At 75.6% G+C, this 25,484-nt stretch carries 25 protein-coding genes and 1 riboswitch; all 25 genes read left to right on the top strand.

What is annotated here, in order from left to right:
• Position 1: 1 nt before the first annotated feature.
• A complete protein-coding gene (locus ACFVXN_RS06910; protein WP_389229348.1) occupies positions 2–802 on the top strand; it encodes a hypothetical protein in 801 nt (266 codons plus the stop codon).
• A 90-nt stretch (positions 803–892) separates the two neighbouring features.
• Positions 893–2,083 (top strand): chorismate synthase, encoded by a 1,191-nt coding sequence (aroC, locus tag ACFVXN_RS06905; RefSeq protein WP_389229345.1) that lies wholly within the window; start codon positions 893–895, stop codon positions 2,081–2,083.
• On the top strand, positions 2,080–2,634 hold the full coding sequence (locus ACFVXN_RS06900) for a shikimate kinase (RefSeq protein ID WP_389229342.1): 555 nt from the start codon (positions 2,080–2,082) through the stop codon (positions 2,632–2,634). Before aroC ends, ACFVXN_RS06900 begins: the two co-directional genes overlap by 4 nt.
• Entirely contained in the window at positions 2,631–3,752 is a 1,122-nt protein-coding gene (aroB, locus tag ACFVXN_RS06895) for a 3-dehydroquinate synthase (RefSeq protein ID WP_389229339.1), read from the top strand. The genes ACFVXN_RS06900 and aroB overlap by 4 nt, the downstream gene beginning before the upstream one ends.
• A gap of 81 nt (positions 3,753–3,833) precedes the next feature.
• Positions 3,834–4,499, top strand: a complete 666-nt coding sequence (locus tag ACFVXN_RS06890) for a hypothetical protein (protein ID WP_389229336.1) — start codon at positions 3,834–3,836, stop codon at positions 4,497–4,499.
• Positions 4,496–4,960: a hypothetical protein gene (locus ACFVXN_RS06885; RefSeq protein ID WP_389229333.1), complete on the top strand. Its 465-nt coding sequence runs from the start codon at positions 4,496–4,498 to the stop codon at positions 4,958–4,960. The genes ACFVXN_RS06890 and ACFVXN_RS06885 overlap by 4 nt, the downstream gene beginning before the upstream one ends.
• A gap of 78 nt (positions 4,961–5,038) precedes the next feature.
• Entirely contained in the window at positions 5,039–5,602 is a 564-nt protein-coding gene (gene efp, locus ACFVXN_RS06880) for an elongation factor P (RefSeq protein WP_389229330.1), read from the top strand.
• A gap of 1 nt (position 5,603) precedes the next feature.
• Positions 5,604–6,020, top strand: coding sequence for a transcription antitermination factor NusB (gene nusB, locus ACFVXN_RS06875; RefSeq protein ID WP_389229327.1), 417 nt, complete (start codon positions 5,604–5,606; stop codon positions 6,018–6,020).
• Between the two features lie 180 nt (positions 6,021–6,200).
• Entirely contained in the window at positions 6,201–6,791 is a 591-nt protein-coding gene (gene pyrR / locus ACFVXN_RS06870; protein WP_389229324.1) for a bifunctional pyr operon transcriptional regulator/uracil phosphoribosyltransferase PyrR, read from the top strand.
• On the top strand, positions 6,788–7,819 hold the full coding sequence (locus tag ACFVXN_RS06865; protein ID WP_389229321.1) for an aspartate carbamoyltransferase catalytic subunit: 1,032 nt from the start codon (positions 6,788–6,790) through the stop codon (positions 7,817–7,819). The genes pyrR and ACFVXN_RS06865 overlap by 4 nt, the downstream gene beginning before the upstream one ends.
• Positions 7,816–9,168: a dihydroorotase gene (locus ACFVXN_RS06860; protein WP_389229318.1), complete on the top strand. Its 1,353-nt coding sequence runs from the start codon at positions 7,816–7,818 to the stop codon at positions 9,166–9,168. The genes ACFVXN_RS06865 and ACFVXN_RS06860 overlap by 4 nt, the downstream gene beginning before the upstream one ends.
• Positions 9,168–9,710, top strand: coding sequence for a hypothetical protein (locus ACFVXN_RS06855; RefSeq protein WP_389229315.1), 543 nt, complete (start codon positions 9,168–9,170; stop codon positions 9,708–9,710). The genes ACFVXN_RS06860 and ACFVXN_RS06855 overlap by 1 nt, the downstream gene beginning before the upstream one ends.
• On the top strand, positions 9,707–10,942 hold the full coding sequence (carA, locus tag ACFVXN_RS06850; RefSeq protein ID WP_389229312.1) for a glutamine-hydrolyzing carbamoyl-phosphate synthase small subunit: 1,236 nt from the start codon (positions 9,707–9,709) through the stop codon (positions 10,940–10,942). The genes ACFVXN_RS06855 and carA overlap by 4 nt, the downstream gene beginning before the upstream one ends.
• Complete coding sequence (carB, locus tag ACFVXN_RS06845; protein WP_389229309.1) at positions 10,942–14,301, top strand: carbamoyl-phosphate synthase large subunit; 3,360 nt, start codon at positions 10,942–10,944, stop codon at positions 14,299–14,301. The genes carA and carB overlap by 1 nt, the downstream gene beginning before the upstream one ends.
• A gap of 41 nt (positions 14,302–14,342) precedes the next feature.
• Entirely contained in the window at positions 14,343–15,167 is an 825-nt protein-coding gene (gene pyrF, locus ACFVXN_RS06840; protein ID WP_389230506.1) for an orotidine-5'-phosphate decarboxylase, read from the top strand.
• Positions 15,168–15,432: 265 nt separating this feature from the next.
• Positions 15,433–15,744 carry an integration host factor, actinobacterial type gene (mihF, locus tag ACFVXN_RS06835; RefSeq protein WP_389229306.1) on the top strand — a complete coding sequence of 104 codons (312 nt, stop codon included), beginning with the start codon at positions 15,433–15,435 and terminating at the stop codon, positions 15,742–15,744.
• 63 nt (positions 15,745–15,807) lie between these two features.
• The gene (gene gmk / locus ACFVXN_RS06830; RefSeq protein WP_389229303.1) at positions 15,808–16,383 is read left to right on the top strand and encodes a guanylate kinase; all 576 of its coding nucleotides are present in this window, start codon (positions 15,808–15,810) and stop codon (positions 16,381–16,383) included.
• A 44-nt stretch (positions 16,384–16,427) separates the two neighbouring features.
• Positions 16,428–16,691, top strand: a complete 264-nt coding sequence (gene rpoZ, locus ACFVXN_RS06825; RefSeq protein WP_389229300.1) for a DNA-directed RNA polymerase subunit omega — start codon at positions 16,428–16,430, stop codon at positions 16,689–16,691.
• Positions 16,692–16,704: 13 nt separating this feature from the next.
• Positions 16,705–17,949 (top strand): bifunctional phosphopantothenoylcysteine decarboxylase/phosphopantothenate--cysteine ligase CoaBC, encoded by a 1,245-nt coding sequence (gene coaBC / locus ACFVXN_RS06820; protein ID WP_389229297.1) that lies wholly within the window; start codon positions 16,705–16,707, stop codon positions 17,947–17,949.
• Positions 17,946–19,154 (top strand): methionine adenosyltransferase, encoded by a 1,209-nt coding sequence (gene metK / locus ACFVXN_RS06815; protein WP_389229294.1) that lies wholly within the window; start codon positions 17,946–17,948, stop codon positions 19,152–19,154. The genes coaBC and metK overlap by 4 nt, the downstream gene beginning before the upstream one ends.
• Before the next feature lie 17 nt (positions 19,155–19,171).
• Positions 19,172–21,367 carry a primosomal protein N' gene (locus tag ACFVXN_RS06810; protein ID WP_389229291.1) on the top strand — a complete coding sequence of 732 codons (2,196 nt, stop codon included), beginning with the start codon at positions 19,172–19,174 and terminating at the stop codon, positions 21,365–21,367.
• Positions 21,364–21,993, top strand: a complete 630-nt coding sequence (locus ACFVXN_RS06805; RefSeq protein ID WP_389229288.1) for an HAD family hydrolase — start codon at positions 21,364–21,366, stop codon at positions 21,991–21,993. The genes ACFVXN_RS06810 and ACFVXN_RS06805 overlap by 4 nt, the downstream gene beginning before the upstream one ends.
• A gap of 56 nt (positions 21,994–22,049) precedes the next feature.
• Positions 22,050–22,997: a methionyl-tRNA formyltransferase gene (gene fmt / locus ACFVXN_RS06800; RefSeq protein ID WP_389229285.1), complete on the top strand. Its 948-nt coding sequence runs from the start codon at positions 22,050–22,052 to the stop codon at positions 22,995–22,997.
• The gene (locus ACFVXN_RS06795; protein WP_389229282.1) at positions 22,994–24,493 is read left to right on the top strand and encodes an RsmB/NOP family class I SAM-dependent RNA methyltransferase; all 1,500 of its coding nucleotides are present in this window, start codon (positions 22,994–22,996) and stop codon (positions 24,491–24,493) included. Before fmt ends, ACFVXN_RS06795 begins: the two co-directional genes overlap by 4 nt.
• 55 nt (positions 24,494–24,548) lie before the next feature.
• Complete coding sequence (rpe, locus tag ACFVXN_RS06790) at positions 24,549–25,217, top strand: ribulose-phosphate 3-epimerase (protein ID WP_389229279.1); 669 nt, start codon at positions 24,549–24,551, stop codon at positions 25,215–25,217.
• 81 nt (positions 25,218–25,298) lie between these two features.
• A riboswitch (FMN riboswitch) is annotated at positions 25,299–25,431 on the top strand.
• The last annotated feature ends 53 nt before the right edge of the window (positions 25,432–25,484 follow it).

Below are 25,484 nucleotides of genomic sequence, written 5' to 3'. Positions count from 1 at the left end.
CATGGGACAGTCCAAGACGAGCACCTGGGTCGCCGGGACGGTCTTCATCGCGCTGCTGATCATGGTCGGCAGCTGGTTCCTGCTGGTCTCTCCGGTTCTCACGACAGCCGGCGAGACGCTCACCACCGCGCAGGGCGTCGAGGCCGACAACGACGCCGCCCGGTCGCGGATCCAGACGCTCAAGGCGCAGTTCGAGACCCTGGACCAGAGCAAGGCCGAGCTGGCCGCGCTGCAGGTCCAGGTCCCGACCACCGCGGACATCTCCGACTACCTGCGGCAGGTCGACGCCAAGGCCGCCGAGCACGGGGTCTCGCTGACCGCGGTCAGCCCGTCGACGCCCGAGCTGTTCGCCTCGCCTGTCCCGCCGGCCGTCGCGACGGTCACGGAGCCCGAGACCACCGAGGGTGCCGACGACGCCGGCGCTGCCGCCGACGCCACCACCACGGTCGACCCGGCCGTGGCGGCAGCCGCCGCAGCGGCCGCTGCAGTGCCCGCCGGCCTCATCGACGTGCCGATCTCGATGACGGTCGTCGGCAGCTACGCGAACGTCCTCGCCTGGGTCGACGCGGTGCAGCAGCAGACCGACCGGCTGCTGCTGGTGACGACCGTGACCGGCACCGGCCAGGACGAGGCCGCGGCCGGCGGCGGCAAGCCGGCGACGGCGCCCGGCGACGTCGAGCTCGTGGTCTCCGGCTACCTGTACGTGCTGCCGGACGACAGCTCGATCCCCGTGGTCACCCCGGAGGAGCTCGCGGCGACGCTCCCCGGCGCGGACCCGAACCGCAACCCGCTGCTCGGCTGACACCCGCAGCACCTCGCACCACCCCGCGCCCCGGCCCACCTCGTGGACCGGGGCGCGGTCGTGTCCCCCCGACGTGAAAGACTCCGCCCCATGCTCCGTTGGTTGACGTCCGGTGAGTCGCACGGTCCTGCCCTGGTGGGCGTGCTGGAGGGCCTCCCCGCGGGGGTCGAGGTCGAGTCCGCGCACATCCGTGCCGCGCTCGCGCGCCGCCGCCTGGGCTACGGCCGGGGCGCGCGGATGTCGTTCGAGCAGGACGAGGTGCGGATCCTCGGCGGCGTGCGCCTGGGGGAGTCGCAGGGTGGCCCCGTCGCGATCGAGATCGGCAACACGGAGTGGCCGAAGTGGGTCGACGTCATGTCGTCCGACCCGGTCGACGACCCGGAGAAGCTCAACCGCGCCCGCAACGCGCCGCTGACCCGGCCGCGTCCGGGTCACGCGGACCTCGTCGGCATGCGCAAGTACGCGTTCGACGACGCGCGTCCCGTGCTGGAGCGCGCGTCCGCGCGGGAGACCGCCGCCCGCGTGGCCCTCGGCACGGTCGCGGCGCGGTTCCTCGAGCAGGCCGCGGGCGTGCGGCTCGTGTCGCACGTCGTGGGCATCGGCCCGGTGACGGTCCCGGACGGGACGGTGCTGCCGACGCCCGACGACGTCGAGGCGCTGGACGCCGACCCGGTGCGCTGCCTCGACGCGGCGACGTCGGCGGCGATGGTCGCGGAGATCGACGACTGCCACAAGGCCGGCGACACCCTCGGCGGCGTCGTCGAGGTGCTGGTCTACGGGCTGCCGTCCGGGCTGGGCTCGTACGTGCACGCGGACCGGCGGCTCGACGCGCGCCTGGCCGGTGCGCTCATGGGCATCCAGGCGATCAAGGGCGTCGAGGTCGGCGACGGCTTCCGCACCGCGACCCGCCGCGGCTCGCAGGCGCACGACGAGATGGCGCGGGACGCCGACGGCGTGATCCGGCGGGCCACCAACCGGGCCGGCGGCCTGGAGGGCGGCATGACGAACGGCGAGGTCCTGCGGGTCCGCGCGGCGATGAAGCCGATCTCGACGGTGCCGCGCGCCCTGGCGACGGTCGACACGGCCAGCGGTGAGCCGGCCACGGCGCAGCACCAGCGCTCCGACGTGTGCGCGGTGCCCCCGGCCGCCGTCGTCGCCGAGGCGATGGTCGCGCTGGTGGTCGCGGACGCGCTGCTGGAGAAGACCGGCGGCGACTCCGTCGGCGAGGTGCGCCGCAACCTCGAGGCGTACGTCGCGGCGATCCCCGACCTGCTGCGATGACCGACCGGCCGCGGGTGGTCCTGGTGGGACCGCCCGGCTCGGGCAAGTCCACGGTGGCGCAGGCGCTCGCCGGGCGGTGGCACCTCGCCGCGCGGGACACGGACGCGGACGTCGCCGGTGCCGCGGGCAAGCCGGTGGCGGAGATCTTCGTCGAGGACGGCGAGCCGCGGTTCCGCGAGCTGGAGCACGAGGCGGTGCGGGTCGCGCTGGCCGAGCACGACGGCGTGCTGGCGCTCGGCGGCGGCTCGGTGCTGCACCCGGGCACGCAGGAGGAGCTGGCGGCGTACCGGGCCGGGGGCGGCGTGGTGGTGTTCCTCGACGTGAGCCTGCGGCACGCGGCCCCGCGGGTGGGGTTCAACCAGTCGCGGCCGCTGCTGCTCGGCAACCCGCGGGCGCGGTGGCAGGCGCTGATGGCGGAGCGGCGGCCGGTGTACGAGCGGGTCGCGACGGTGACGGTGTCGACCGACGACCTGACGCCGGCGCAGGTCGCGGAGCGGATCGAGCAGGCGCTGGCGGACCAGCGCGAGGACGGGAACGAGGCGGGACGATGACGACGCGCACGGTGCAGGTCTCCGGGGAGCAGCCCTACGAGGTCGTGATCGGCCGCAACCTGCTGGGCGAGCTGCCGCGGCTGCTGGGCGAGGGCGTCCGCAAGGTGCTGGTGATCCACCCGGCCGCGCTGGCGACCACCGCGGACGCCGTGCGCGAGGACCTGGTGGCGCACGGGTACGAGGCCCTGCTCGCCGAGGTCCCGGACGCCGAGCCGGCCAAGTCGGCGCAGGTCGCGTCGTTCTGCTGGCAGGTGCTGGGCCAGGCGGACTTCACGCGCAGCGACGCGATCATCGGCCTGGGCGGCGGCGCGACGACCGACCTCGCGGGGTTCGTGGCGTCGACCTGGCTGCGCGGCGTGCGGGTGGTGCACGTGCCGACGACGCTGCTGGCGATGGTCGACGCGGCCGTGGGCGGCAAGACGGGCATCAACACGGTCGAGGGCAAGAACCTGGTCGGCACGTTCCACGCGCCCGCCGGGGTGCTGTGCGACCTCGCCGCGCTGGAGAGCATGCCGCGGCACGACTACGTGGCGGGCCTGGCCGAGGTGGTCAAGTGCGGGTTCATCGCGGACCCGCGGATCCTCGACCTGGTCGAGGCGCACGGCCCCGAGGTCACCGACCCGGTGCGGGCCGCGTCGTCGGAGGTGGTGGCCGAGCTGGTCGAGCGCGCGGTCGCCGTGAAGGCGCGGGTCGTGGGGGAGGACCTCCGCGAGGCGGGTCTGCGGGAGATCCTCAACTACGGGCACACCCTCGGCCACGCGATCGAGCACGTGGAGCGGTACTCCTGGCGGCACGGCGCGGCCGTCGCGGTCGGCATGGTCTACGCCGCGGAGCTCGCGCGGCTCGCCGGTCGGCTGGACGAGGTCGTGGTGGCCCGGCACCGGTCGATCCTCACCGGCCTCGGCCTGCCGACGACGTACCGCGGCGACCGCTGGGACCAGCTGCACGCGGCGATGCGCCGGGACAAGAAGACCCGCGGGGACCTGCTGCGGTTCGTGGTCCTGGACGACGTCGCGCGGCCCGCGCGGCTCGAGGGACCCGACCCGACGCTGCTGGTCGCGGCATACGCGGAGATCGCCGAGGGCGTGGCACCGGTGCGGGGGATCGCACTGGGCTGACCTACAAGCCCACAGGCTTGTACCGAGTCTTACAAACTCCAAACGTTGTAAGTGCGCTTACCAGGGTCTAGCGTGGCACCCATGTGGACGCTGACGATCGACCAGGAGGGCAGCCGGCGCGTCGGCGACCGCGTCGAGCAGCTCCTGGCCGACCTCGCCGCGGCCTCGCCGCTGACCAGCGCGTCGCCGGGTGCCGTCGTGCTGCCGTTCGAGCGCACGGTCGGCGACGAGGTCCAGGGCGTGCTCGCCGACCCCGACCTCGTCGTCGACCTGGCCCTGCACCTGGTCCGCGCCGGCGGGTGGAGCATCGGCATCGGCGCGGGGACCGTCGACACCCCGCTGCCGGCGTCGTCCCGCGCGGCGTCCGGCACGGCGTTCATCCACGCGCGCGACGCCGTCGAGGCCGCGAAGTCGCGCCTGCGGAGCGTGCCCCTCGCGGTGCGGGGCCCGCGCGCGGACCTCGCGGCCGAGGCCGAGGGCGTCCTGGTGCTGCTCGGGTCGGTCGTGTCCCGGCGCACCGCCGCGGGCTGGTCGGTCGTGGACCGCCTGGTGGCCGCCGGCGCGTCCGCGCGGCAGGAGGACGTCGCCGCCGCGCTCGGCATCAGCCAGCAGGCGGTCAGCGCCCGGTTGCGCGCCGCGCTGTGGTTCGAGGAGGTCGCGGCCCGGCCCGCCGCGGCGCGCCTGCTCCGGCTCACCGGGGACGACGGCCACGATGGGCGTCCGGACGAGGGGGAGGGCGCCGCGTGACACCGTTGTGGGGAGCCGTGGTCGTGCTGGCCGCGCTCGTGGTCAGCGCCGGGCTCGGCTGGGTCGCCGCCGCTGGCGTGCTGCGCCTCGCGGACCGGCCGGCGCCGGACGACGGCCCCGACGCCGCCCCGCCGGAGGTCGAGCCGGACGCCGGCACCCGCCGGGGCCGACGTCGACGTGCCCGCGCCGGCGACGGCCCCGACGGCGACCGTGCCCGGGCCAAGCTGCGCGGAGGCACCTGGATCGGCGTCCTCGAACGGCTCGCGGTCACCGGCACGCTGCTCGCCGGGGAGCCGGGCGGCGTCGCCGTCGTCGTGGCGGTCAAGGGTCTCGGCCGGTACCCGGAGCTGCGCGGCGGCGACGACCCCGCGGTGTCGGAGCGGTTCGTGATCGGCACGCTCGCCTCGCTGGTGTGGGCGGCGGCCGCGGGTGTCGCGGGTCGGTGGCTGCTCACGCGCTAAGATGGTCGGCGGCCCAGCCCCGTCCCGGCGCGGACGCGCGTGGCGAGGCTCCCGAGACCCCTGACAGGAAGCAGTGACGTGGCGACGACGAACGACCTCAAGAACGGCACCGTGCTGAAGATCGACGGCCAGCTCTGGACGGTCATCGAGTTCCAGCACGTCAAGCCCGGCAAGGGCGGCGCGTTCGTGCGCACCAAGCTGAAGAACGTCCTGTCCGGCAAGGTCGTCGACAAGACGTTCAACGCGGGCCTGAAGATCGAGACCGCGAACGTCGACAAGCGCGACATGCAGTACCTGTACAAGGACGGCGAGGACTTCGTGTTCATGGACACGGACAACTACGACCAGATCACCGTCCCGGCCGCCACCGTCGGCGACGCCGCGAACTTCATGCTCGAGAGCACCACGGCGATGGTCGCGACCAACGAGGGCGTGCCGCTCTACGTCGAGCTGCCCCCGTCGGTGACCCTCATGGTCACGTACACGGAGCCCGGCCTGCAGGGCGACCGCTCGTCGGCCGGCACCAAGCCCGCCACGCTGGAGACCGGCTACCAGATCCAGGTCCCGCTGTTCCTCGAGTCGGACACCAAGGTCAAGGTCGACACCCGCGACGGCAGCTACCTGGGTCGCGTGAACGACTGACGTGGGTGCCCGCACCAAGGCCCGCAAGCGGGCCCTCGACGTCCTCTTCGAGGCGGAGCAGCGCCGCCTCGACCCGCTGACGCTGCTCGCCGACCGGATCGCCCAGCCCGGCACCGAGGCGGCGCTCCCGCAGTACTCGGTCGACCTCGTCGAGGGCGTGGTCGCGCACCGCGACCGCATCGACGAGATCATCGCGACCCACTCGCACGGCTGGACGATCGAGCGGATGCCCGCGGTCGACCGCGAGCTGCTGCGGATCGGCGCCTGGGAGATACTGTTCAACGACGACGTGCCCGACGCGGTCGCCGTGGACGAGGCCGTCGAGCTCGCGCGCGACCTGTCGACGGACGAGTCGCCCGGGTTCGTCAACGGCCTGCTCGGCCGGGTCGTGGACCTGAAGCCGACGCTGCTGGCCTGACGTCCCGCGCACGCCCCGGACGGCCCCCGCTCCCTCGTGGAGCGGGGGCCGTCGGCGTCCCGGCGGCGTGGCGGTGCTCACGTGGACACGACCGGCCGCGCCCGGACGGGCCCTGTAGGGTGCCCGGGACAGGCAATTCCTTTAACACCGTCCCGTGAGGCGGGGAAGGAGACGGCCCGGATGACTTCCGGTACCCCCGTGCCCGACGACGCAGCGGCTGCCCCCGGCAGGACCGTCGTCCTGGGCGAGCAGGACGTGGCCCGCGCGCTGACGCGCATCGCCCACGAGATCCTCGAGCGCAACAAGGGCGGCGACGACCTCGTCGTCCTCGGCATCCCGACGCGCGGCGTCCCGCTGGCGCGCCGCCTGGCGGAGCGGCTGGCCGCGGTGGAGCCCGGCCTCGTGGCCGAGCACCTGGTCGGCAGCCTCGACGTCACGATGTACCGCGACGACCTGGCGCAGCACCCGACCCGCACGATCGGCGCGACGAGCGTCCCGGCGGGCGGCATCGACGGCAAGGTCGTCGTGCTGGTGGACGACGTGCTGTTCTCCGGCCGGACCATCCGTGCCGCGCTGGACGCCCTGAACGACCTGGGCCGCCCGCGGGCGGTGCAGCTGGCCGCCCTGGTGGACCGGGGGCACCGCGAGCTGCCGATCCGCGCGGACTTCGTGGGCAAGAACCTGCCGACGTCGACCGCCGAGCGGGTGCGCGTGCTGCTGGCGGAGACCGACGGCCGGACCGCGGTGCTGATCGAGGGGGCCGCGCGATGAGGCACCTGCTCTCCACGGCCGACCTGGACCGCGCGGCGGCGATCCGTGTCCTGGACACCGCGAGCCAGATGGCCGCGACCCAGGGCCGGCAGATCAAGAAGCTGCCGACGTTGCGCGGCCGCACGGTCGTCAACCTGTTCTTCGAGGACTCGACCCGCACGCGCATCTCGTTCGAGACCGCGGCGAAGCGGCTGAGCGCGGACGTCATCAACTTCTCCGCCAAGGGCTCGAGCGTGTCCAAGGGCGAGTCGCTCAAGGACACCGCGCTGACGTTGCAGGCGATGGGCGCGGACGCGATCGTCATCCGGCACCAGGCCTCGGGCGCGCCGCACACGCTGGCGCACGCGGGCTGGACCGACGCGGGTGTGGTGAACGCGGGCGACGGGATGCACCAGCACCCCACGCAGGCCCTGCTGGACGCGTTCACGATCCGTCGGCACCTCGTGGGCGACGCGACGAACCCGGACGGCGTCGGCCGCGACCTCGCGGGCCTGCACGTGGCGATCGTCGGGGACGTGCTGCACAGCCGGGTCGCGCGGTCGAACGTCGACCTGCTGCACACGCTCGGCGCGCGGGTCACGCTGGTGGCGCCGCCGACGCTGCTGCCCGTGGGCGTCGGCCCGTGGCCGGCGGCGGTGTCCTACCGGCTGGACGACGTCCTCGCCCAGGGCCCGGACGCGGTGATGATGCTCCGTGTGCAGCGCGAGCGGATGTCGACGGCGGGCGGCGGGTTCTTCCCGAGCCCGCTGGAGTACACCCGGCTGTACGGCCTGGACGCGCGGCGGCTCGCGACGCTGCCGGCGCACGCGATCGTGCTGCACCCCGGCCCGATGAACCGCGGCCTGGAGATCTCCGCGGACGCCGCCGACTCGCCGCGCGCGGTGATCGTCGAGCAGGTCGCGAACGGCGTCGCGGTCCGGATGGCGGTGCTGTACCTGCTGATGGCCGGCGACGGCGACACCGGGGCGCCACCGGCGACCGGCGCCGTCCCGACCATCGTCCCGACCCCCGAGGTGAGCACCCGATGACCACGCAGTACCTGCTGAAGGACGTCGCCCCGCTGGGCGGCGCGCGCACGGACGTCCTGGTCGCGGGCGGCCTCGTCGCGGCGATCGGCGCCGACGCCGGCGACGCCGCGGAGAACGCCCCGGACGACCTGCACGTGATCGACGCGACCGGGATGGTGCTGCTGCCCGGCCTGGTCGACCTGCACACCCACCTGCGCGAGCCGGGCCGGGAGGACGCCGAGACCGTCGCGTCGGGCACCCGCGCCGCCGCGGCGGGCGGGTTCACCGCCGTGCACGCGATGGCGAACACCACGCCGACGCAGGACACCGCGGGCGTCGTCGAGCAGGTCTGGCGGCTCGGGCAGGCCGCGGGCTGGGTCGACGTGCACCCGGTCGGCGCGGTCAGCGTCGGCCTGGCGGGGGAGCACCTCGCCGAGCTGGGCGCGATGGCCGACTCCGCCGCCCGCGTGCGGGTGTTCAGCGACGACGGGAAGTGCGTGCACGACCCGGTGCTGATGCGCCGCGCCCTGGAGTACACGAAGGCGTTCGACGGTGTCGTCGCGCAGCACGCGCAGGAGCCCCGCCTGACCGAGAACGCCCAGATGCACGAGGGCGTCGTGTCCGCGGAGATCGGCCTGGCCGGGTGGCCCGCCGTGGCCGAGGAGGCGATCATCGCCCGCGACGTGCTGCTCGCCGAGCACGTCGGGTCCCGGCTGCACGTCTGCCACCTGTCGACGGCCGGCTCGGTCGAGATCATCCGGTGGGCGAAGTCCCGCGGCATCGACGTCACGGCCGAGGTCACCCCGCACCACCTGGTGCTCACCGACGACGAGGCCCGCGGCTACGACCCGGTGTTCAAGGTCAACCCGCCGCTGCGCACCCAGGCCGACGTCGACGCGGTCCGCGCGGGCCTGGCGGACGGGACGATCGACATCGTCGCGACCGACCACGCCCCGCACACCCGCGAGGACAAGGACTGCGAGTGGGCCGCCGCGGCGTTCGGCATGACCGGGCTGGAGACCGCCCTGTCGGTGGTGCAGCTGACGATGGTCGACACCGGCCGGATGACCTGGGCGGACGTCGCCCGGGTGCTGTCCGAGACGCCCGCGCGGATCGGCCGGGTCGCGGACCAGGGCCGCCCGCTCGCGGTGGGGGAGCCGGCCAACCTCGTGCTGGTCGACCCCGACGCGCGCCGGGTGGTCGTCCCCGAGCAGCAGGCGACCGCGTCGGCGAACTCGCCGCTGCGGGGCCGCGAGCTGCCCGGCCGGGTCGTCGCGACGTTCCTGCGCGGCCGCGCCACGGTGCTCGACGGCGTCCCGCAGGACGACCCCGAGCGCGCGGGCTTCGCCGCCGGGCGGGTGACGCCCTGATGCCGCCCTGGCTCTCGGTCACCCTCATGTCGGTGCTCGCCGTCGTCGCGCTGTCCGCGATGGCCGTGGGCTGGCGGCACCGCGTCCGCGCCACCGCGGACGTCCCGGCGCCCCCGGCGGTCCCCGCGGAGGACGCCCTCGGCGCGGCGCGCACCGCGGAGCTGGCGGCGACCTACGTGTCCACCACCCGGGCCGGCGACTGGCTGGACCGGGTCGGGGCCCACGGCCTCGGCGTCCGGTCGGCCGCCACGGTGCAGGTCCGCGACGCGGGCGTGGTCGTGCGACGACGAGGGGCGCCGGACGTGTTCGTCCCGCGCGGCTCGCTGCGCGCGGTCGGCACCTCCGGCGGCATGGCCGGCAAGGTCGTCGGCGGCGAGGGGCTGGTGGTGCTCACCTGGGCGCCGGACCCCGCCACCGACGCGCGCGGCCTCGACACCGGCCTGCGGCTGCGGCACGCCCACGAGGCGGACGCGCTGCGCACGGCCACCACTGACCTGATCGGCACGACGCCCGCCTCGGCGGGTGCGGAGGAGAACTCATGACGGACGCACTGCTCGTGCTCGAGGACGGGCGGACCTTCGCCGGCGAGGCCTACGGGGCCACCGGCCGGACGTGGGGCGAGATCGTCTTCAACACCGGGATGACCGGCTACCAGGAGACGCTCACCGACCCGAGCTACCACCAGCAGATCGTGGTGATGACGGCGCCGCACATCGGCAACACCGGCGTCAACGACGAGGACCCGGAGTCGGGGCGGATCTGGGTGTCCGGCTACGTGGTGCGCGACCCCGCGCGCCGGGCGTCGAACTGGCGCAGCGAGCGCAGCCTGGACGAGGAGCTGGTGGCGCAGGGGGTCGTCGGCATCTCCGGCATCGACACCCGCGCGCTCACGCGGCACCTGCGGGAGCGCGGCGTGATGCGTGCCGCGATCGTGTCCGGCGACGCGCTGCTGGACGCCGCGGGCCGCCCCCGCGCGGTCGAGGACCTGGTCACCGAGGTGCGTGAGCGCCCGCAGATGGCCGGCGCCGACCTGGCCGGCGAGGTCTCCACCGACACCGCCTACGTCGTGCCCGCGCTGGGCCCCGACGGCGAGCCGCTGGCCGAGCCGGTCGCGCGGGTCGCCGCGGTCGACCTGGGCATCAAGGCGATGACCCCGCACCGGATGGCGGAGCGCGGCATCGAGGTGCACGTCCTGCCCGCGCAGTCGTCCATCGAGGACGTCCTCGCGACGGCGCCCGACGGCGTGTTCTTCTCCAACGGCCCCGGCGACCCCGGCGCCGCGACGCACGAGGTCGAGCTGCTCCGCGAGGTGCTGGACCGCCGGATCCCGTTCTTCGGCATCTGCTACGGCAACCAGATCCTCGGCCGCGCGCTCGGCTACGGGACCTACAAGCTCGGCTACGGGCACCGCGGCGTGAACCAGCCGGTCCTCGACCGTGCCACCGGCCGCGTCGAGATCACCGCGCACAACCACGGGTTCGCCGTGGACGCCCCGCTGGACGCGGTCTCGACCGCGCCGCACGACGGCGGTCGCTACGGCCGCGTCACGGTGTCGCACGTCGACCTGAACGACGACGTGGTGGAGGGCCTCGCGGCGCTCGACCTGCCCGCGTTCTCCGTGCAGTACCACCCGGAGGCCGCGGCCGGCCCGCACGACGCCGCCTACCTGTTCGACCGGTTCCTGGACCTGATGCGCGGCGCGGACCCGGGGTTCGCCACAGGCACTGCCGCGGGCCAGGCCACCGACGTCACCTCGACCACGAAGGGCGCCTGATGCCTCGCCGCACCGACATCCACTCCGTCCTCGTCATCGGGTCCGGCCCGATCGTCATCGGCCAGGCCGCGGAGTTCGACTACTCCGGCACCCAGGCGTGCCGCGTGCTGAAGGAGGAGGGCCTGCGGGTCGTCCTCGTGAACTCCAACCCGGCCACGATCATGACCGACCCGGAGTTCGCCGACGCGACCTACGTCGAGCCGATCACGACCGAGGTGCTGACCTCGATCATCGCCAAGGAGCGCCCCGACGCGATCCTGCCGACCCTCGGCGGCCAGACCGCCCTGAACGCGGCCATCGCGCTGGACGAGGCCGGCGTCCTCGAGGAGTACGGCGTCGAGCTGATCGGCGCGAACATCCCCGCCATCCAGAAGGGCGAGGACCGCGAGCAGTTCAAGCAGGTCGTCGAGGTCTGCGGAGGCGAGTCCGCGCGGTCCGCGATCGTGCACACCCTCGACGACGCCCTCGCGGCGGTCGAGGACCTGGGCTACCCGGTCGTCGTGCGCCCGTCGTTCACGATGGGCGGGCTCGGCTCCGGCATCGCCTACGACGAGAAGGACCTGCACCGCATCGTCGGCCAGGGCCTGCACTACTCGCCGACCACGGAGGTGCTCCTGGAGGAGTCGATCCTCGGCTGGAAGGAGTACGAGCTCGAGCTGATGCGCGACAAGCACGACAACGTCGTGGTGGTCTGCTCCATCGAGAACGTCGACCCCGTGGGCGTGCACACCGGCGACTCGGTGACCGTCGCCCCGGCGCTGACCCTGACCGACCGCGAGTACCAGCGGATGCGGGACATCGGCATCGCGGTCATCCGCGAGGTCGGCGTCGACACCGGCGGCTGCAACATCCAGTTCGCGGTGCACCCCGACACCGGCCGGATCATCGTCATCGAGATGAACCCCCGCGTGTCGCGGTCCTCGGCTCTGGCGTCGAAGGCCACGGGCTTCCCGATCGCGAAGATCGCGGCCCGTCTGGCCGTCGGCTACACCCTGGACGAGATCCCCAACGACATCACCGGGTCCACCCCGGCGTCGTTCGAGCCCACCCTCGACTACGTCGTGGTGAAGGTGCCCCGGTTCGCGTTCGAGAAGTTCCCGGCCGCCGACCCGACCCTCACGACCACGATGAAGTCCGTCGGCGAGGCGATGGCGATGGGCCGCAACTTCACCGAGGCGCTCGGCAAGGCCATGCGGTCCATCGACCGCAAGGGCACCACGTTCCACTGGGACGGCGACGCGGCCGCCGGCGAGGAGCTCGACGCGCTGGTCGCCTCGATCTCGGTGCCGACCGAGCACCGCCTGGTCGACGTGCAGCAGGTGCTCCGCGCCGGCGTGTCCGTCGACGAGGTGTACGCGCGCACCGGGATCGACCCCTGGTTCCTCGACCAGCTCGCGCTGATCAACGAGGTCGCCGCCGAGACCGCCGCCGCCCCCGAGCTGACCCGCGCCGTGCTGCTGCGCGCCAAGCGCCACGGCCTGTCCGACGTGCAGGTCGCGCAGCTGCGCGGCATCGCCGAGGACGTCGCGCGCCAGGTGCGGCAGGCCCTCGGGGTGCGTCCGGTCTACAAGACCGTCGACACCTGCGCCGCCGAGTTCGCCGCCCGGACGCCCTACCACTACTCGTCCTACGACGAGGAGACCGAGGTCGCCCCGCGCGAGCGGCCCGCGGTGCTGATCCTGGGCTCCGGCCCGAACCGCATCGGCCAGGGCATCGAGTTCGACTACTCCTGCGTGCACGCGACGCTGGCGCTCAAGGGCGAGTTCGAGACGGTCATGGTCAACTGCAACCCGGAGACCGTCTCGACGGACTACGACACCGCGGACCGGCTGTACTTCGAGCCGCTGACCTTCGAGGACGTCCTCGAGGTCTACGAGGCCGAGAAGGCCGCCGGGCCCGTCGCCGGCATCATCGTGCAGCTCGGCGGGCAGACCCCGCTGTCGCTCGCGCAGCGGCTCGAGGACGCCGGCCTGCCGATCCTCGGCACCCCGCCGGCCGCCATCGACGCCGCCGAGGACCGCGGCGCGTTCGGTGCGGTGCTCGCCGCCGCCGGGCTGCCCGCGCCGGCGTTCGGCACCGCCACCACGCTGCCCGTCGCGCGGGAGACCGCCGCCCGGATCGGCTACCCCGTCCTGGTCCGCCCGTCCTACGTGCTGGGCGGGCGCGGCATGGAGATCGTCTACTCGGACGACCAGCTCACCGAGTACGTCGAGCGCGCGCTGGCCGACGCGTCCGCGCGCGGCGGCTCCCTCCCGCCGCTGCTGATCGACCGGTTCCTGGACGACGCCATCGAGATCGACGTCGACGCGCTGTACGACGGCACCGAGCTGTTCCTCGGCGGCGTGATGGAGCACATCGAGGAGGCCGGCATCCACTCCGGCGACTCGGCCTGCGTGCTGCCGCCGGTCAGCCTGTCGGAGTCCGAGCTGCAGCGGATCCGGGTCTCCACCGAGGCGATCGCCGCCGGGGTCGGGGTCCGCGGGCTGCTGAACATCCAGTTCGCGCTGGTGTCCGACGTGCTCTACGTCCTCGAGGCCAACCCGCGGGCGTCGCGCACCGTGCCGTTCGTGTCCAAGGCCACCGGCGTCCCGCTGGCCAAGGCGGCGGCGCTCATCATGACCGGCCGCTCGATCGCGGACCTGCGCGCCTCGGGCGTGCTGCCCGAGGACGACGCGAGCGTCATCGACCTCGACGCGCCGATCGCCGTCAAGGAGGCCGTGCTGCCGTTCAAGCGGTTCCGCACCGCCGACGGCACCGTGGTCGACACCGTGCTCGGCCCGGAGATGCGCTCCACCGGCGAGGTCATGGGCTTCGACACCGACTTCCCGACGGCGTTCGCGAAGTCCCAGTCCGCGGCGTTCGGCGGGCTGCCGACGTCCGGCCGGGTGTTCATCTCCGTCGCGGACCGGGACAAGCGGTCCATCGTGTTCCCGGTCAAGCGGCTCGCGGAGCTGGGCTTCGAGATCCTCGCGACCGAGGGCACCGCGACCGTGCTCAAGCGCAACGGCATCACCTCGACGGTCGTGCGGAAGTTCAGCCGCGGCCGCGGGCCGGCGGGGGAGCCGACGATCGTCGACCTCATCTCGGCCGGCGAGGTCGACATGGTGGTCAATACCCCGTCCGGCCAGGGCGCCCGCGCCGACGGCTACGAGATCCGCGCGGCGACGACGGCGGCCGACAAGGCCATCGTGACGACCGTGCAGCAGCTCGGGGCCGCGGTGCAGGGCATCGAGGCGGCGCTGGCCGGTCCGTTCGGGGTCGCGAGCCTGCAGGAGCACGACGCGGCCACCGCGGCGCGCCGGGCGGCGACCACGCAGCGCCGCGCGGCGACGGCGGCGGGCACGGCGGTGGGCGCGTGACGGGCACCCCGGTCCCGTTCGGCGCGCGCCTCGGCGCGGCGATGGCCGAGCAGGGCCCGCTGTGCGTCGGCATCGACCCCCACGTGTCCCTGCTGGACGCGTGGGGGCTGCCCGACGACGCCGAGGGGCTGCGCCGGTTCGCGCTGACGGTCATGGAGGCCGTCGGGGGGCAGGTCGCGGCCGTCAAGCCGCAGGCCGCGTTCTTCGAGCGGCACGGCTCCGCGGGCCTCGCGGTGCTGGAGGAGGTCGTCGCCGCGGGCCGGGACACCGGCACGCTGGTGGTCGTGGACGCCAAGCGCGGCGACATCGGCTCCACGATGGGCGCCTACGCCGACGCGTACCTGCGCGACGGGTCGCCGCTCGCCGGGGACGCGCTGACGGTGTCGCCGTACCTCGGGTTCGGGTCGCTGGCCCCGGCGGTCGACGCCGCGCTGGCGACCGGGCGCGGGCTGTTCGTGCTCGCGCTCACCTCGAACCCCGAGGGCGCGGCCGTCCAGCACGCGCGGGACGCCGAGGGCGTCGCCGTCGCCGACCGCGTCGCGCGTGAGGCCGCGGCGGCGAACACGGCCGAGCTGGCCCGGACCGGGGGAGAGCTCGGCTCGGTCGGCCTGGTCGTGGGCGCCACCGTCGGCGACGCGGCGGCGCGCCTGGGCGTGGACCTGGCGGCCGTGCGCGGCCCGCTGCTGGCCCCCGGCGTCGGCGCCCAGGGCGCCGGCCCGGCGGAGCTCGCCGCGGTGTTCGGCGACGCCCGGGGGGCGGTCCTGGCGTCCTCCTCCCGCGGCGTCCTCGCCGCCGGCCCCGCCCCGGCCGCGCTCCGCGCGGCGGCCCGCGCCGCCGCCGACACCGCGGCCCGCGCCCTGCGCTGACCGCCGGGCGCCCGCTGGGCGCCAGCCGCGAGTGCGCCCCGGGGCGGTGGGTGCGCCCTCGCGCGGGGGCGCACTCGCCGCGCGGGCGCGCGCTCGCCGGCGCGCGGGACGGGACGACACGCTGGTGGAACGTGCCGGACGGGCCATCCCGTGCCATCCTCGGGAGATGGGGTCCTCCCCGGCCGGCGCAACGTCGCGCCGGACCCGCGGACACCTGGGAAGTTCAAATGTCCTGCCTCCTGACAGTGATGAGAAGGTGACTCACGTGGCACTTCCGACTCTCACCCCCGAGCAGCGAGCAGCAGCCCTCGAGAAGGCTGCCGCCGCCCGCCAGGCCCGTGCTGAGGTCAAGAACCGCCTGAAGTACTCGCAGGGCACGCTGTCCGAGGTGATCGCCCAGGGCCAGAAGGACGAGACCATCGGCAAGCTCAAGGTGCTCGCCCTGCTCGAGTCCCTCCCGGGAGTGGGTAAGGTCAAGGCGCGCCAGATCATCTCCGAGATCGGCATCTCGGAGACCCGCCGGGTGCGTGGCCTCGGCCCGCACCAGGTGAAGGCGCTCATCGACCGGTTCGGGTGAGCCGGCCGCACGCACCGTCCCCCGCACGCTGAGGGGCGCACGACTCCAGGAGCACCAGACCGCATGACGACGCCGCGCGCCCGGTTGACCGTCCTCGCCGGACCGACCGCCGTCGGCAAGGGCACCGTGTCCGCCGACCTCCGAGCCCGGTACCCGCAGGTCTGGCTGTCCGTGTCGGCGACGACACGACCGCCGCGCCCCGGCGAGGTCGACGGGGTGCACTACCACTTCGTCACCCCGGAGCAGTTCGACGCGATGGCCGCCTCGGGCGAGCTCCTGGAGTGGGCCGTGGTGCACGGCAGGAACCGCTACGGGACCCCCCGGCGGCCGGTCGAGGAGCGACTCGCCGCCGGGGAGCCCGCGCTGCTCGAGATCGACCTCCAGGGAGCCCGGCAGGTCCGGACGACCATGCCCGAGGCGCAGTTCGTCTTCCTCGCGCCGCCGTCGATGGACGAGCTGGTCCGCCGGCTGGTCGGCCGCGGCACGGAGGACGAGGAGGAGCGCGCGCGCCGGCTCCGGACCGCCGAGGTCGAGCTCGCGGCCGAGTCCGAGTTCGACCACACCGTGGTCAACGACGACGTCCGGCGCGCCACGGACGAGCTGGTCGCCCTGATGGGCCTGCCCGTCGCGGTAGACTGAGCGGCAGACCTGCGTCCACCCCCCTCCGACCACCGGGAGCCACTGTGTCCGGAACCATCGCCGAGCCCATCGGCATCACCGACCCGCCGATCGACCGCCTGCTCGAGCGCGCCGACTCCAAGTACGCGCTCGTGATCTACTCCGCCAAGCGCGCCCGGCAGATCAACGCCTACTACTCGCAGCTCAACGAGGGCCTGCTCGAGTACGTCGGCCCGCTGGTGGAGACCCGCCCGCAGGAGAAGCCGCTGTCCATCGCGATGCGCGAGATCGACGCGGGCCTGCTGACGGTCACCGCGAACGAGGCCTGAGACCGGTCGACCCGTGCGTGTCGTCCTCGGCGTGGCCGGCGGCATCGCCGCGTACAAGGCCGCGCACGTCCTGCGCCTGCTGACCGAGGCGGGGCACGACGTCCGCGTCGTGCCCACCCGGGCCGCGCTGGAGTTCGTCGGGCGCGCGACCTGGGAGGCCCTGTCGGGCCACCCGGTCACGCCCGAGGTGTTCGAGGACGTCCCCGAGGTCGCGCACGTGCGGCTCGGCCGGCAGGCGGACCTCGTGGTCGTCGCCCCGGCCACCGCCGACCTGCTGGCCCGGGCGGCGTCCGGGCGCGCGGACGACCTGCTCGCGGCCACGCTGCTCACGGCGACGTGCCCGGTGCTCATGGCACCCGCGATGCACACGGAGATGTGGCAGCACCCCGCGACGCGGGCCAACGTCGCGACGCTGCGCGAGCGCGGCGTGCACGTGCTGGACCCGGACTCGGGCCGGCTCACGGGCGCCGACACCGGCCCCGGGCGGCTGCCCGAGCCCGACGCGATCGCCGCCGCCGCGCTCGCCCTCGTGGACCGGGAGGGCAAGCCGCGCACCCAGGACCTGGCGGGCCGGACGGTCGTCGTCTCGGCCGGGGGCACGCGCGAGCCGCTGGACCCGGTGCGGTTCCTCGGCAACCGGTCCTCGGGCCGGCAGGGCGTGGCGCTGGCCCGGACCGCCCTCGCCCGGGGCGCGCGGGTGACGCTGGTCGCCGCCAACCTCACGGTGCCGCCGCCCGCCGGGGTGCGCGTGCTGCCGGTGGAGACGACCGCGGAGCTGCGCGACGCCGTCCGCGGTGCCGCCTCCGACGCCGACGTCGTGGTGATGGCGGCCGCGGTCGCCGACTTCCGGCCCGCGGTCGACGCGGAGCACAAGATCAAGAAGGACCCGGGCGGTGCCGTGCCGCCGCTCGCGCTGGTGCAGAACCCCGACGTGCTGGCCGAGCTGGTCCGCGACCCCGTGCGGCCCGGGCAGGTCGTGGTCGGGTTCGCCGCGGAGACCGGGGACGCCGACGGCGACGTGCTCGCCCACGGCCGTGCGAAGGCCGTCCGCAAGGGCGCCGACCTGCTGGCCGTCAACGCGGTCGGGGGCGGGCGCGGGTTCGGCGCCACGGAGAACGCCGTCACCGTGCTGGATGCGCAGGGGGAGACGGTCGTCACGGTCGCGGGGTCGAAGGACGAGGTCGCGGACGGGCTGTGGGACGCCGTCGTGTCGCGGCTGACGGACCAGCAGGTCGACCCCGGTAGCCTGGGCGCATGACCCATGCCGAGCTGCGCCTCTTCACGTCCGAGTCGGTGACCGAGGGGCACCCCGACAAGGTCTGCGACCAGATCTCCGACGCGATCCTGGACGCGATCCTCGAGCAGGACCCCTCCGCCCGTGTGGCGGTCGAGACGATGGTGACCACGGGCCTGGTGCACGTCGCCGGCGAGGTCACGACCAGCGCGTACGTCGAGATCCCGCAGATCGTCCGGCAGGTCGTCAAGGCCATCGGGTACACGTCGTCCGACATCGGCTTCGACGGCGACTCCTGCGGCGTCTCGGTGTCGATCGGCCAGCAGTCCCCCGACATCGCGCAGGGCGTCGACAAGGCCTGGGAGTCCCGTCAGGACTCCGAGGACCACGACCCGCTGGACGCCCAGGGCGCCGGCGACCAGGGCCTGATGTTCGGCTACGCGTCGGACGACACCGAGAGCCTGCTGCCGCTGCCGATCTGGCTGTCGCACCGCCTCGCGGAGCGGCTCGCGCTGGTGCGCAAGGAGGGGATCATCCCCGACCTGCGCCCCGACGGGAAGACGCAGGTCACCGTGGCGTACGACGGCGAGCGCGCGGTGAAGCTCGACACCGTGGTGCTGTCCACGCAGCACGGACCGGGCGTGCAGCTCGAGACCGAGCTCGCCCCGGCGATCGCGGAGCACGTCGTCGCGCCGGTACTGGCGGAGGCCGGGCTCGACCTCGACACCAGCGACTACCGGCTCCTGGTCAACCCGACCGGGCAGTTCGTCGTCGGCGGTCCCCAGGGCGACGCCGGCCTGACCGGCCGCAAGATCATCGTCGACACCTACGGCGGCATGGCGCGCCACGGCGGCGGTGCGTTCTCCGGCAAGGACCCGTCGAAGGTCGACCGCTCCGCCGCGTACGCGATGCGCTGGGTCGCCAAGAACGTCGTCGCCGCGGGTCTGGCCCGCCGCTGCGAGGTCCAGGTCGCGTACGCGATCGGCAAGGCGCACCCCGTGGGCCTGTACGTCGAGACGTTCGGCACCGAGACCGTGCCGGTCGACCGCCTGACCGCCGCGATCCGCGAGGTGTTCGACCTGCGACCCGCCGCGATCATCCGCGACCTCGACCTGCTGCGTCCGATCTACCGGGCGACGGCCGCCTACGGCCACTTCGGTCGCGACCTGCCCGACTTCACCTGGGAGCGCACCGACCGCGTCGACGCCCTGCGCGCCGCGCTGTCCTGACCGGCCCGACGGACGCGGTGGCCGAGGGCGGCGCGGGCACGCCGGAGCAGCCGACGCTGCTCGGGCTCGACGTGCCCGCCCGGCCCCGGCGCCGCGTCCGCGCGCGGGACGTGGACGTCGAGCCCGCCGCCGACCTGCCGGTCGCGCGGGTCGCGCTCGAGCTGTCGCCCCCGCACCTGGACCGCCCGTTCGAGTACCTGGTCCCGGCGACGATGGCCGGGACCGCGGTGCCCGGCACCCGGGTCAAGGTGCGGTTCGGCGCGCAGGACGTCGACGGGTACGTCCTGGAGCGGGTCGCGGAGGCGGACCACGACGGCGCGCTCGTGCCGCTGCGGCGGGTGGTGTCGCCCGAGCCCGTGCTGACCCCCGCCGTCGGCCGGCTGGCCCGGGCGGTGGCGGACCGGTACGCGGGCACGCTCGCCGACGTGCTCCGGCTCGCCGTGCCGCCGCGGCACGCCCGCACGGAGGGGGAGGTGCCGCCGCCGGCGCCCGCCCCCGGGACGCCGCACGGCACGACGCCGACCGGCCCCGCCGCGCCCGGCGCCTCCGCCGCGCCCGACGCCCCTGCTGCTCCTGCTGCGTCCGCTGCTCCCGCGTGGACGCCCTACCGCGGCGGCCCGGCGTTCCTCGCGCACCTGACGGCCGGAGGGGCCCCGCGCGCCGCCTGGTCGGCACTGCCCGGCCCGCCGGGGGAGCGCTGGCCCGATGCGGTGGCCCAGGCCGCGGTCGCCACGCTGGCCGGCGGTCGCGGGGTCCTGGTCGTGGTGCCGGACGCCCGCGACGTCGACCGGATGTGCGCCGCCCTGACCGACGCCGGGGTGCCCGCCTGGTCGCCCGACCGCGCGGACGCCGCGCACGTGCGGCTGATGGCCGACGACGGCCCCGCGCTGCGGTACCGCGCGTACCTGGCGGCGCTGCGGGGGCACGCCCGGGTGGTCGTCGGGACCCGGGCCGCGGCGTTCGCCCCCGTGCGGGACCTGGGGCTGGCCGTCTGCTGGGACGACGGCGACGACCTGCACGCCGAGCCGCGCGCCCCGTACCCGCACGTCCGCGAGGTGCTGGGTCTGCGGTCGGAGCTCGAGGGCAGCGGCCTGCTGCTGGCGGCGCACAGCCGGTCGGTGGAGGTGCAGGCCCTCGTCGAGCAGGGCTGGGCGCGCGCCGTGCTGGCGGACCGTGACGTGGTGCGGGCCCGGGCGCCGCGGGTGCGCGCGCTGACCAGCGTCGAGCTGGCCCGCGAGGGTGCCGCCGCCGCGGCGCGGCTGCCCGGGGAGGCCTGGCGGGCCATCCGGGAACGGCTCGCCGACGGACCGGTGCTGGTGCAGGTGCCGCGCGCCGGCTACCTGCCCGCGGTGGCGTGCGCGCGGTGCCGCGAGGTCGCGCGCTGCACCACCTGCCACGGGCCGCTGGAGCTCCGCTCGGGCGACGCGACCGCCCAGTGCCGCTGGTGCGGGCGGCTCGCGATCCAGTGGCGGTGCGACGCGTGCGGCAACGGGACGTTCCGCTCGGTGGTCGTCGGCTCGGACCGCACCGCGGAGGAGCTGGGGCGCGCCTTCACCGGTGTCACGGTCCGGACCTCGGGCGCGCGGTCGTCGGGCGGCGTGCTCGCGGAGGTCCCCGACAAGCCCGCGCTGGTGGTCTCCACGATCGGCGCGGAGCCCGTGGCGCCCGGCGGGTACGCGGCCGCGGTGCTGCTCGACGCCGCCGTGAGCACGGCGTCGACGGCGCTGCGCGCCACCGAGGACGCGCTGCGGCGGTGGATGGCGGCCGCCGCGCTGGTGCGGTCGGCGCGGGACGGCGGCGTGGTGCTGCTGGTCGGCGACGCCGCCGAGCGGCCGACCCAGGCGCTGGTCCGCTGGGACCCGGTCGGGCTGGCGCAGCGCGAGCTCGAGGAGCGCGCCGAGGTGAGCCTGCCCCCGGTGGTCCGCGTCGCGGAGCTGACGGGCACGCGCGAGGTGGTCGCCGCCGTGCTGGCGCGCCTGACGCTGCCCGACGGCGGCGACGTGCTCGGCCCGGTCCCGCAGCCGGAGCCGTTCGGCGCCGGGGGGGCGGCGGTGCAGGAGTCGCTGGACCCGCCGGTGCGCGCGCTGGTGCGGGTGCCCGCCGCCCACGGCCGCGCGCTCGCCAAGGACCTGGCCGCCGCGATGGCGGTCCGCAGCGCCCGGCGCGAGGGCGGCAGCCTGCGGGTGCGGCTCGACCCGGAGGAGATGCTGTGACCGCCGTGCGCGGCGGGTCCGAGGTGGACGCCGTCGTGCTCGACCTCGGGAACGTCCTGGTGACGTGGGACCCGGCGCGGGCGTTCGCCGGCCGGCGAACGGACGCCGAGGTCCGGCGGTTCTTCGCGGACGTCGACTTCCCCGCGCTGAACCTGCGCCAGGACGCCGGGCGGCCGTGGTCCGAGGCCCGGGCCGAGGTCGCCGCGCGGCACCCGGAGCACGTCGCGATGCTCGACCTGTACGTCGAGCGGTTCGCCGACGCGCTGCCGGGCCCGGTGCCGGGCACCGCCGCCGTGGTCGACGACCTGCGGACCGCCGGGGTGCGGGTGCTCGGGCTGACGAACTGGTCCGCGGAGACGTTCCACCACGCCGTGCCCGCCGCGCCGGCGATCGGGCGGCTGGAGGACGTGGTCGTCTCCGGGCGCGAGGGCGTCGCGAAGCCGGACGCGCGGATCTTCCGGATCGTGGCCGAGCGGTTCGGCCTGGCGCCCGCCCGGACCGTGTTCGTCGACGACAGCCCCGCCAACGTCGACGCGGCGGCCGTCCTCGGGTTCCAGGCCGTGCTGTTCACCGACGCCGCGGCGCTGCGGGCGGACCTCGTGGCGCGCGGGGTGCTCGCGGGCTGAGCCCGGTCGTCCGCGCGGCACCGCGGGTCGCCGTGCAGCGCCTAGGATCGTGACCCATGCGCCTGCTCTTCGCCGGGACGCCCGCGGTGGCGCTGCCCGCCCTGGACGCCCTGCTCGCCTCCCGCCACGAGGTCGTCGCCGTCCTCACCCGACCCGACGCCCGCGCCGGGCGCGGTCGCACGCTCACGCCGAGCCCCGTCAAGGAGCGCGCCCTCGAGGCCGGCCTCGAGGTGCTGACGCCCGCGACGCTCAGGGACCCGGAGGTCCAGGCGCGGATCGCGGCGCTCGACGTGGACGCGGCGCCGGTCGTCGCCTACGGGAACCTGGTGCCGCCCGCGGTGCTCGACGTGCCGCGGCACGGCTGGGTCAACCTGCACTTCTCGCTGCTGCCCGCCTGGCGCGGTGCCGCGCCGGTGCAGCACGCGATCATCGCCGGCGACGAGGTCACGGGCGCGACGACGTTCCGGCTGGAGGCCGGCCTCGACACCGGCCCGGTGCTCGGGACGCTGACCGAGACGGTCCGCCCGCTCGACACCTCGGGCGACCTGCTCGGACGCCTGGCCGACGCCGGGGCGGGGCTGCTGGTCAGCACGCTCGACGCGCTGGAGGACGGGATCCTCGCGGCGGTGCCGCAGCCGGCCGAGGGCGTCAGCCTCGCCCCGCGCCTGCTGACGGAGGACGCCCGCGTGCGGTGGGAGCACCCCGCGATGGCCGTGGACCGGCGGGTGCGCGGCTGCACCCCCGCGCCCGGCGCCTGGACCACGCTGCCCGACGGCGCGCGCTTGGGGCTCGGCCCCGTGCGCCTCGCCGAGGAGGTGACCGACCTGGCCCCCGGTGAGCTCCGGGCCGGACGCGCCGAGGTGCTGGTCGGCACCGGCACGCACGCGGTGCGGCTGGTCGAGGTGCGGCCCGCGGGCAAGCGGGCGATGGCGGCGACGGACTGGGCGCGCGGCGCCCGGCTCGCCGAGGGGACCGTGCTCGGCGCGCCGGAGGTGACGGCGTGACCGGGCACCGGCAGGACGGGTCGCGGCACGGCGGCGCGCGTGGCGGCCCGCGGCAGCGCACCGCGACCGCGCCGTCCCAGCGGCGCCGCGGGGCCGACGCGGCGCGCACGGCGGCGTTCGACGCCCTGCGGGCGGTGGCGGAGTCCGACGCGTACGCCAACCTCGTGCTCCCGCCGATGCTGCGCGACCGCGGCATCCGCGGCCGGGACGCCGGGTTCGCGACCGAGCTCGCCTACGGCACCCTGCGCCTGCGGGGCCGCTACGACGCGGTGATCGCCCGGTGCGCCGGTCGGCCGCTCGACCAGATCGACCCGCCCGTGCTCGACGCGCTGCGGCTCGGGGCCCACCAGCTGCTCGGCATGCGGGTGCCGCCGCACGCCGCCGTCTCCGAGACCGTCGGCCTGGTCCGCGAGCAGGTCGGCGGGGGCGCGGCGCAGTTCGTGAACGCGGTGCTGCGCGCCGTGTCCCGCGAGTCGCTGGACACCTGGCTGGAGCGGGTCGGCGACGCCGCGGACCCCGCCGGCACCGACGCGGTGGCCCGGCTGTCCGTGGTCGAGAGTCACCCGGCGTGGGTCACGCGCGCCCTGCGCGAGGCGCTGGTCGGCAACGGCCGGGGCGCCGACGAGCTCGGCGACCTGCTCGCGGCCGACAACGCGGCGCCGCGGGTCTCGCTCGTGGCACGCCCCGGCCTGGTCGAGGCGGACGAGCTGCGGGAGGCGGCCGGCCCCGAGGCCACCCCCGGACGGTGGGCGCCGACCGCGGTGACGCTGTCCGGCGGCGGGGACCCGGCCGGTCTCGCCGCGGTCCGCGCGGGCCGCGCCGGAGTGCAGGACGAGGGCAGCCAGCTCGTCGCGCTCGCGCTGGCGGCCGCCCCGCTGGACGGCCCCGACGCGCGCTGGCTCGACCTGTGCGCGGGGCCCGGCGGGAAGGCCGCGCTGCTCGGTGCGCTCGCCGCGGAGCAGGGCGCGACCCTGCTCGCGAACGAGGTGCAGCCGCACCGCGCGCGCCTCGTGCGGCAGGCGGTGGCGGCGCTGCCCGACGGCGCGGTCGAGGACGTCCGGGTCGGCGACGGCCGGGAGCTCGGCGACGCCGAGCCCGGCGCGTTCGACCGGGTGCTGCTGGACGCCCCGTGCACCGGCCTCGGCGCCCTGCGTCGGCGGCCCGAGTCGCGGTGGCGGCGCACGCCGGCGGACCTGGCGTCGCTCGGCGCGCTGCAGCGGGACCTGCTCGCCTCGGCGCTGCGGGCGGTCCGCGTGGGCGGCGTCGTCGCCTACGTGACCTGCTCGCCCGTGCTGGCCGAGACGCAGCTCGCCGTCGTGGACGCCCGGCGCGCCGCGACGAAGGCGGGGATCGGGGCCGAGGTGCTGGACGCGCGGGCGGTCGTGCTCGGGATCGCCCCGGACCTCGACCTGCCGGAGCGGCCCGACGTGCAGCTCTGGCCGCACGTGCACGGCACCGACGCGATGCACCTGACGCTGCTGCGCCGCACCTCCTGACGTCGCGGCGTCGTCCGTCCCTGCCGGGTGCGGGCGACGCCGATACGCTGGCGGGGTGCACGCACTGATCAGCCCCAGCATCCTGTCCGCCGACTTCGCGAACCTCGAGCGCGACCTGCACCGGATCGGGCGGGCCGACTACGCGCACGTCGACGTGATGGACAACCACTTCGTACCGAACCTGACCCTCGGCCTGCCCGTGGTGAAGCGGATCATCGAGGTCGCCCCGGTGCCGGTGGACGTGCACCTGATGATCGAGGACGCCGACCGGTGGGCCGTCGAGTACGCCCACGCGGGCGCCGCGTCGGTGACGTTCCACGCCGAGGCCGCCCAGGCCGCCGTGCGGCTCGCGCGCGAGATCCGGTCGGCCGGCGCGCGCGCCAGCATCGCGCTGCGCCCCGCGAGCCCCGTCGAGCCGCTGCTCGACCTGCTGCCGGAGTTCGACATGGTGCTGGTCATGACCGTCGAGCCCGGGTTCGGCGGCCAGGCGTTCATCGACGGCACGCTGCCCAAGATCCGCCGGCTGCGCGCCGCCGTCGACGAGCAGGGCGCGGACACGTGGATCCAGGTCGACGGCGGGGTGTCGCGGTCGACGGTCGCGACGGTCGCCGAGGCGGGGGCGAACGTGTTCGTCGCCGGGTCCGCGGTGTACGGGGCGCCGGACCCGGACGCGGAGATCGACGCGCTGCGCGCCCTCGCGGACGAGGCCATCGCCCGGCGCTGACCCTCCCGGACCCGCGGTCACCGGCCGCGCGGACGCCGGGGCGGGAATGCCCCGTGTGGCATCATCGTTGGCAGAACACACACACGTGCTCCGGGGTCGGTGCAATTCCGAGCCGGCGGTGACAGTCCGCGACCCGCAGACGCCTCTGGCGCGAGCGGTTGACCTGGTGGAACTCCAGGACCGACGGTGAAAGTCCGGATGGGAGGAGACGTGGCGGTGCGCCCGGCGTGAGCCAGGTGCACCGTGGTCGTCGTGCACCCGCACGCC

Origin of the sequence: Cellulomonas sp. NPDC058312 (assembly GCF_042880135.1) — a bacterium.
In the GTDB taxonomy this organism is placed as follows: Bacteria; Actinomycetota; Actinomycetes; order Actinomycetales; family Cellulomonadaceae; genus Cellulomonas.
Note: the sequence above shows the minus strand (reverse complement) of the source record. Positions and strands in the feature narration are given on the sequence as shown.

Excerpts from the sequence above, each read along its gene's own strand:
- ACFVXN_RS06910 (WP_389229348.1), top strand. The coding sequence starts at position 2 with ATGGGACAGTCCAAGACGAGCACCTGGGTCGCCGGGACGGTCTTCATC.
- aroC (WP_389229345.1), top strand. The coding sequence starts at position 893 with ATGCTCCGTTGGTTGACGTCCGGTGAGTCGCACGGTCCTGCCCTGGTG.
- ACFVXN_RS06900 (WP_389229342.1), top strand. The coding sequence starts at position 2,080 with ATGACCGACCGGCCGCGGGTGGTCCTGGTGGGACCGCCCGGCTCGGGC.
- aroB (WP_389229339.1), top strand. The coding sequence starts at position 2,631 with ATGACGACGCGCACGGTGCAGGTCTCCGGGGAGCAGCCCTACGAGGTC.
- ACFVXN_RS06890 (WP_389229336.1), top strand. The coding sequence starts at position 3,834 with ATGTGGACGCTGACGATCGACCAGGAGGGCAGCCGGCGCGTCGGCGAC.
- pyrR (WP_389229324.1), top strand. The coding sequence starts at position 6,201 with ATGACTTCCGGTACCCCCGTGCCCGACGACGCAGCGGCTGCCCCCGGC.
- ACFVXN_RS06865 (WP_389229321.1), top strand. The coding sequence starts at position 6,788 with ATGAGGCACCTGCTCTCCACGGCCGACCTGGACCGCGCGGCGGCGATC.
- ACFVXN_RS06860 (WP_389229318.1), top strand. The coding sequence starts at position 7,816 with ATGACCACGCAGTACCTGCTGAAGGACGTCGCCCCGCTGGGCGGCGCG.
- ACFVXN_RS06855 (WP_389229315.1), top strand. The coding sequence starts at position 9,168 with ATGCCGCCCTGGCTCTCGGTCACCCTCATGTCGGTGCTCGCCGTCGTC.
- carA (WP_389229312.1), top strand. The coding sequence starts at position 9,707 with ATGACGGACGCACTGCTCGTGCTCGAGGACGGGCGGACCTTCGCCGGC.
- carB (WP_389229309.1), top strand. The coding sequence starts at position 10,942 with ATGCCTCGCCGCACCGACATCCACTCCGTCCTCGTCATCGGGTCCGGC.
- pyrF (WP_389230506.1), top strand. The coding sequence starts at position 14,343 with ATGGCCGAGCAGGGCCCGCTGTGCGTCGGCATCGACCCCCACGTGTCC.
- gmk (WP_389229303.1), top strand. The coding sequence starts at position 15,808 with ATGACGACGCCGCGCGCCCGGTTGACCGTCCTCGCCGGACCGACCGCC.
- metK (WP_389229294.1), top strand. The coding sequence starts at position 17,946 with ATGACCCATGCCGAGCTGCGCCTCTTCACGTCCGAGTCGGTGACCGAG.
- fmt (WP_389229285.1), top strand. The coding sequence starts at position 22,050 with ATGCGCCTGCTCTTCGCCGGGACGCCCGCGGTGGCGCTGCCCGCCCTG.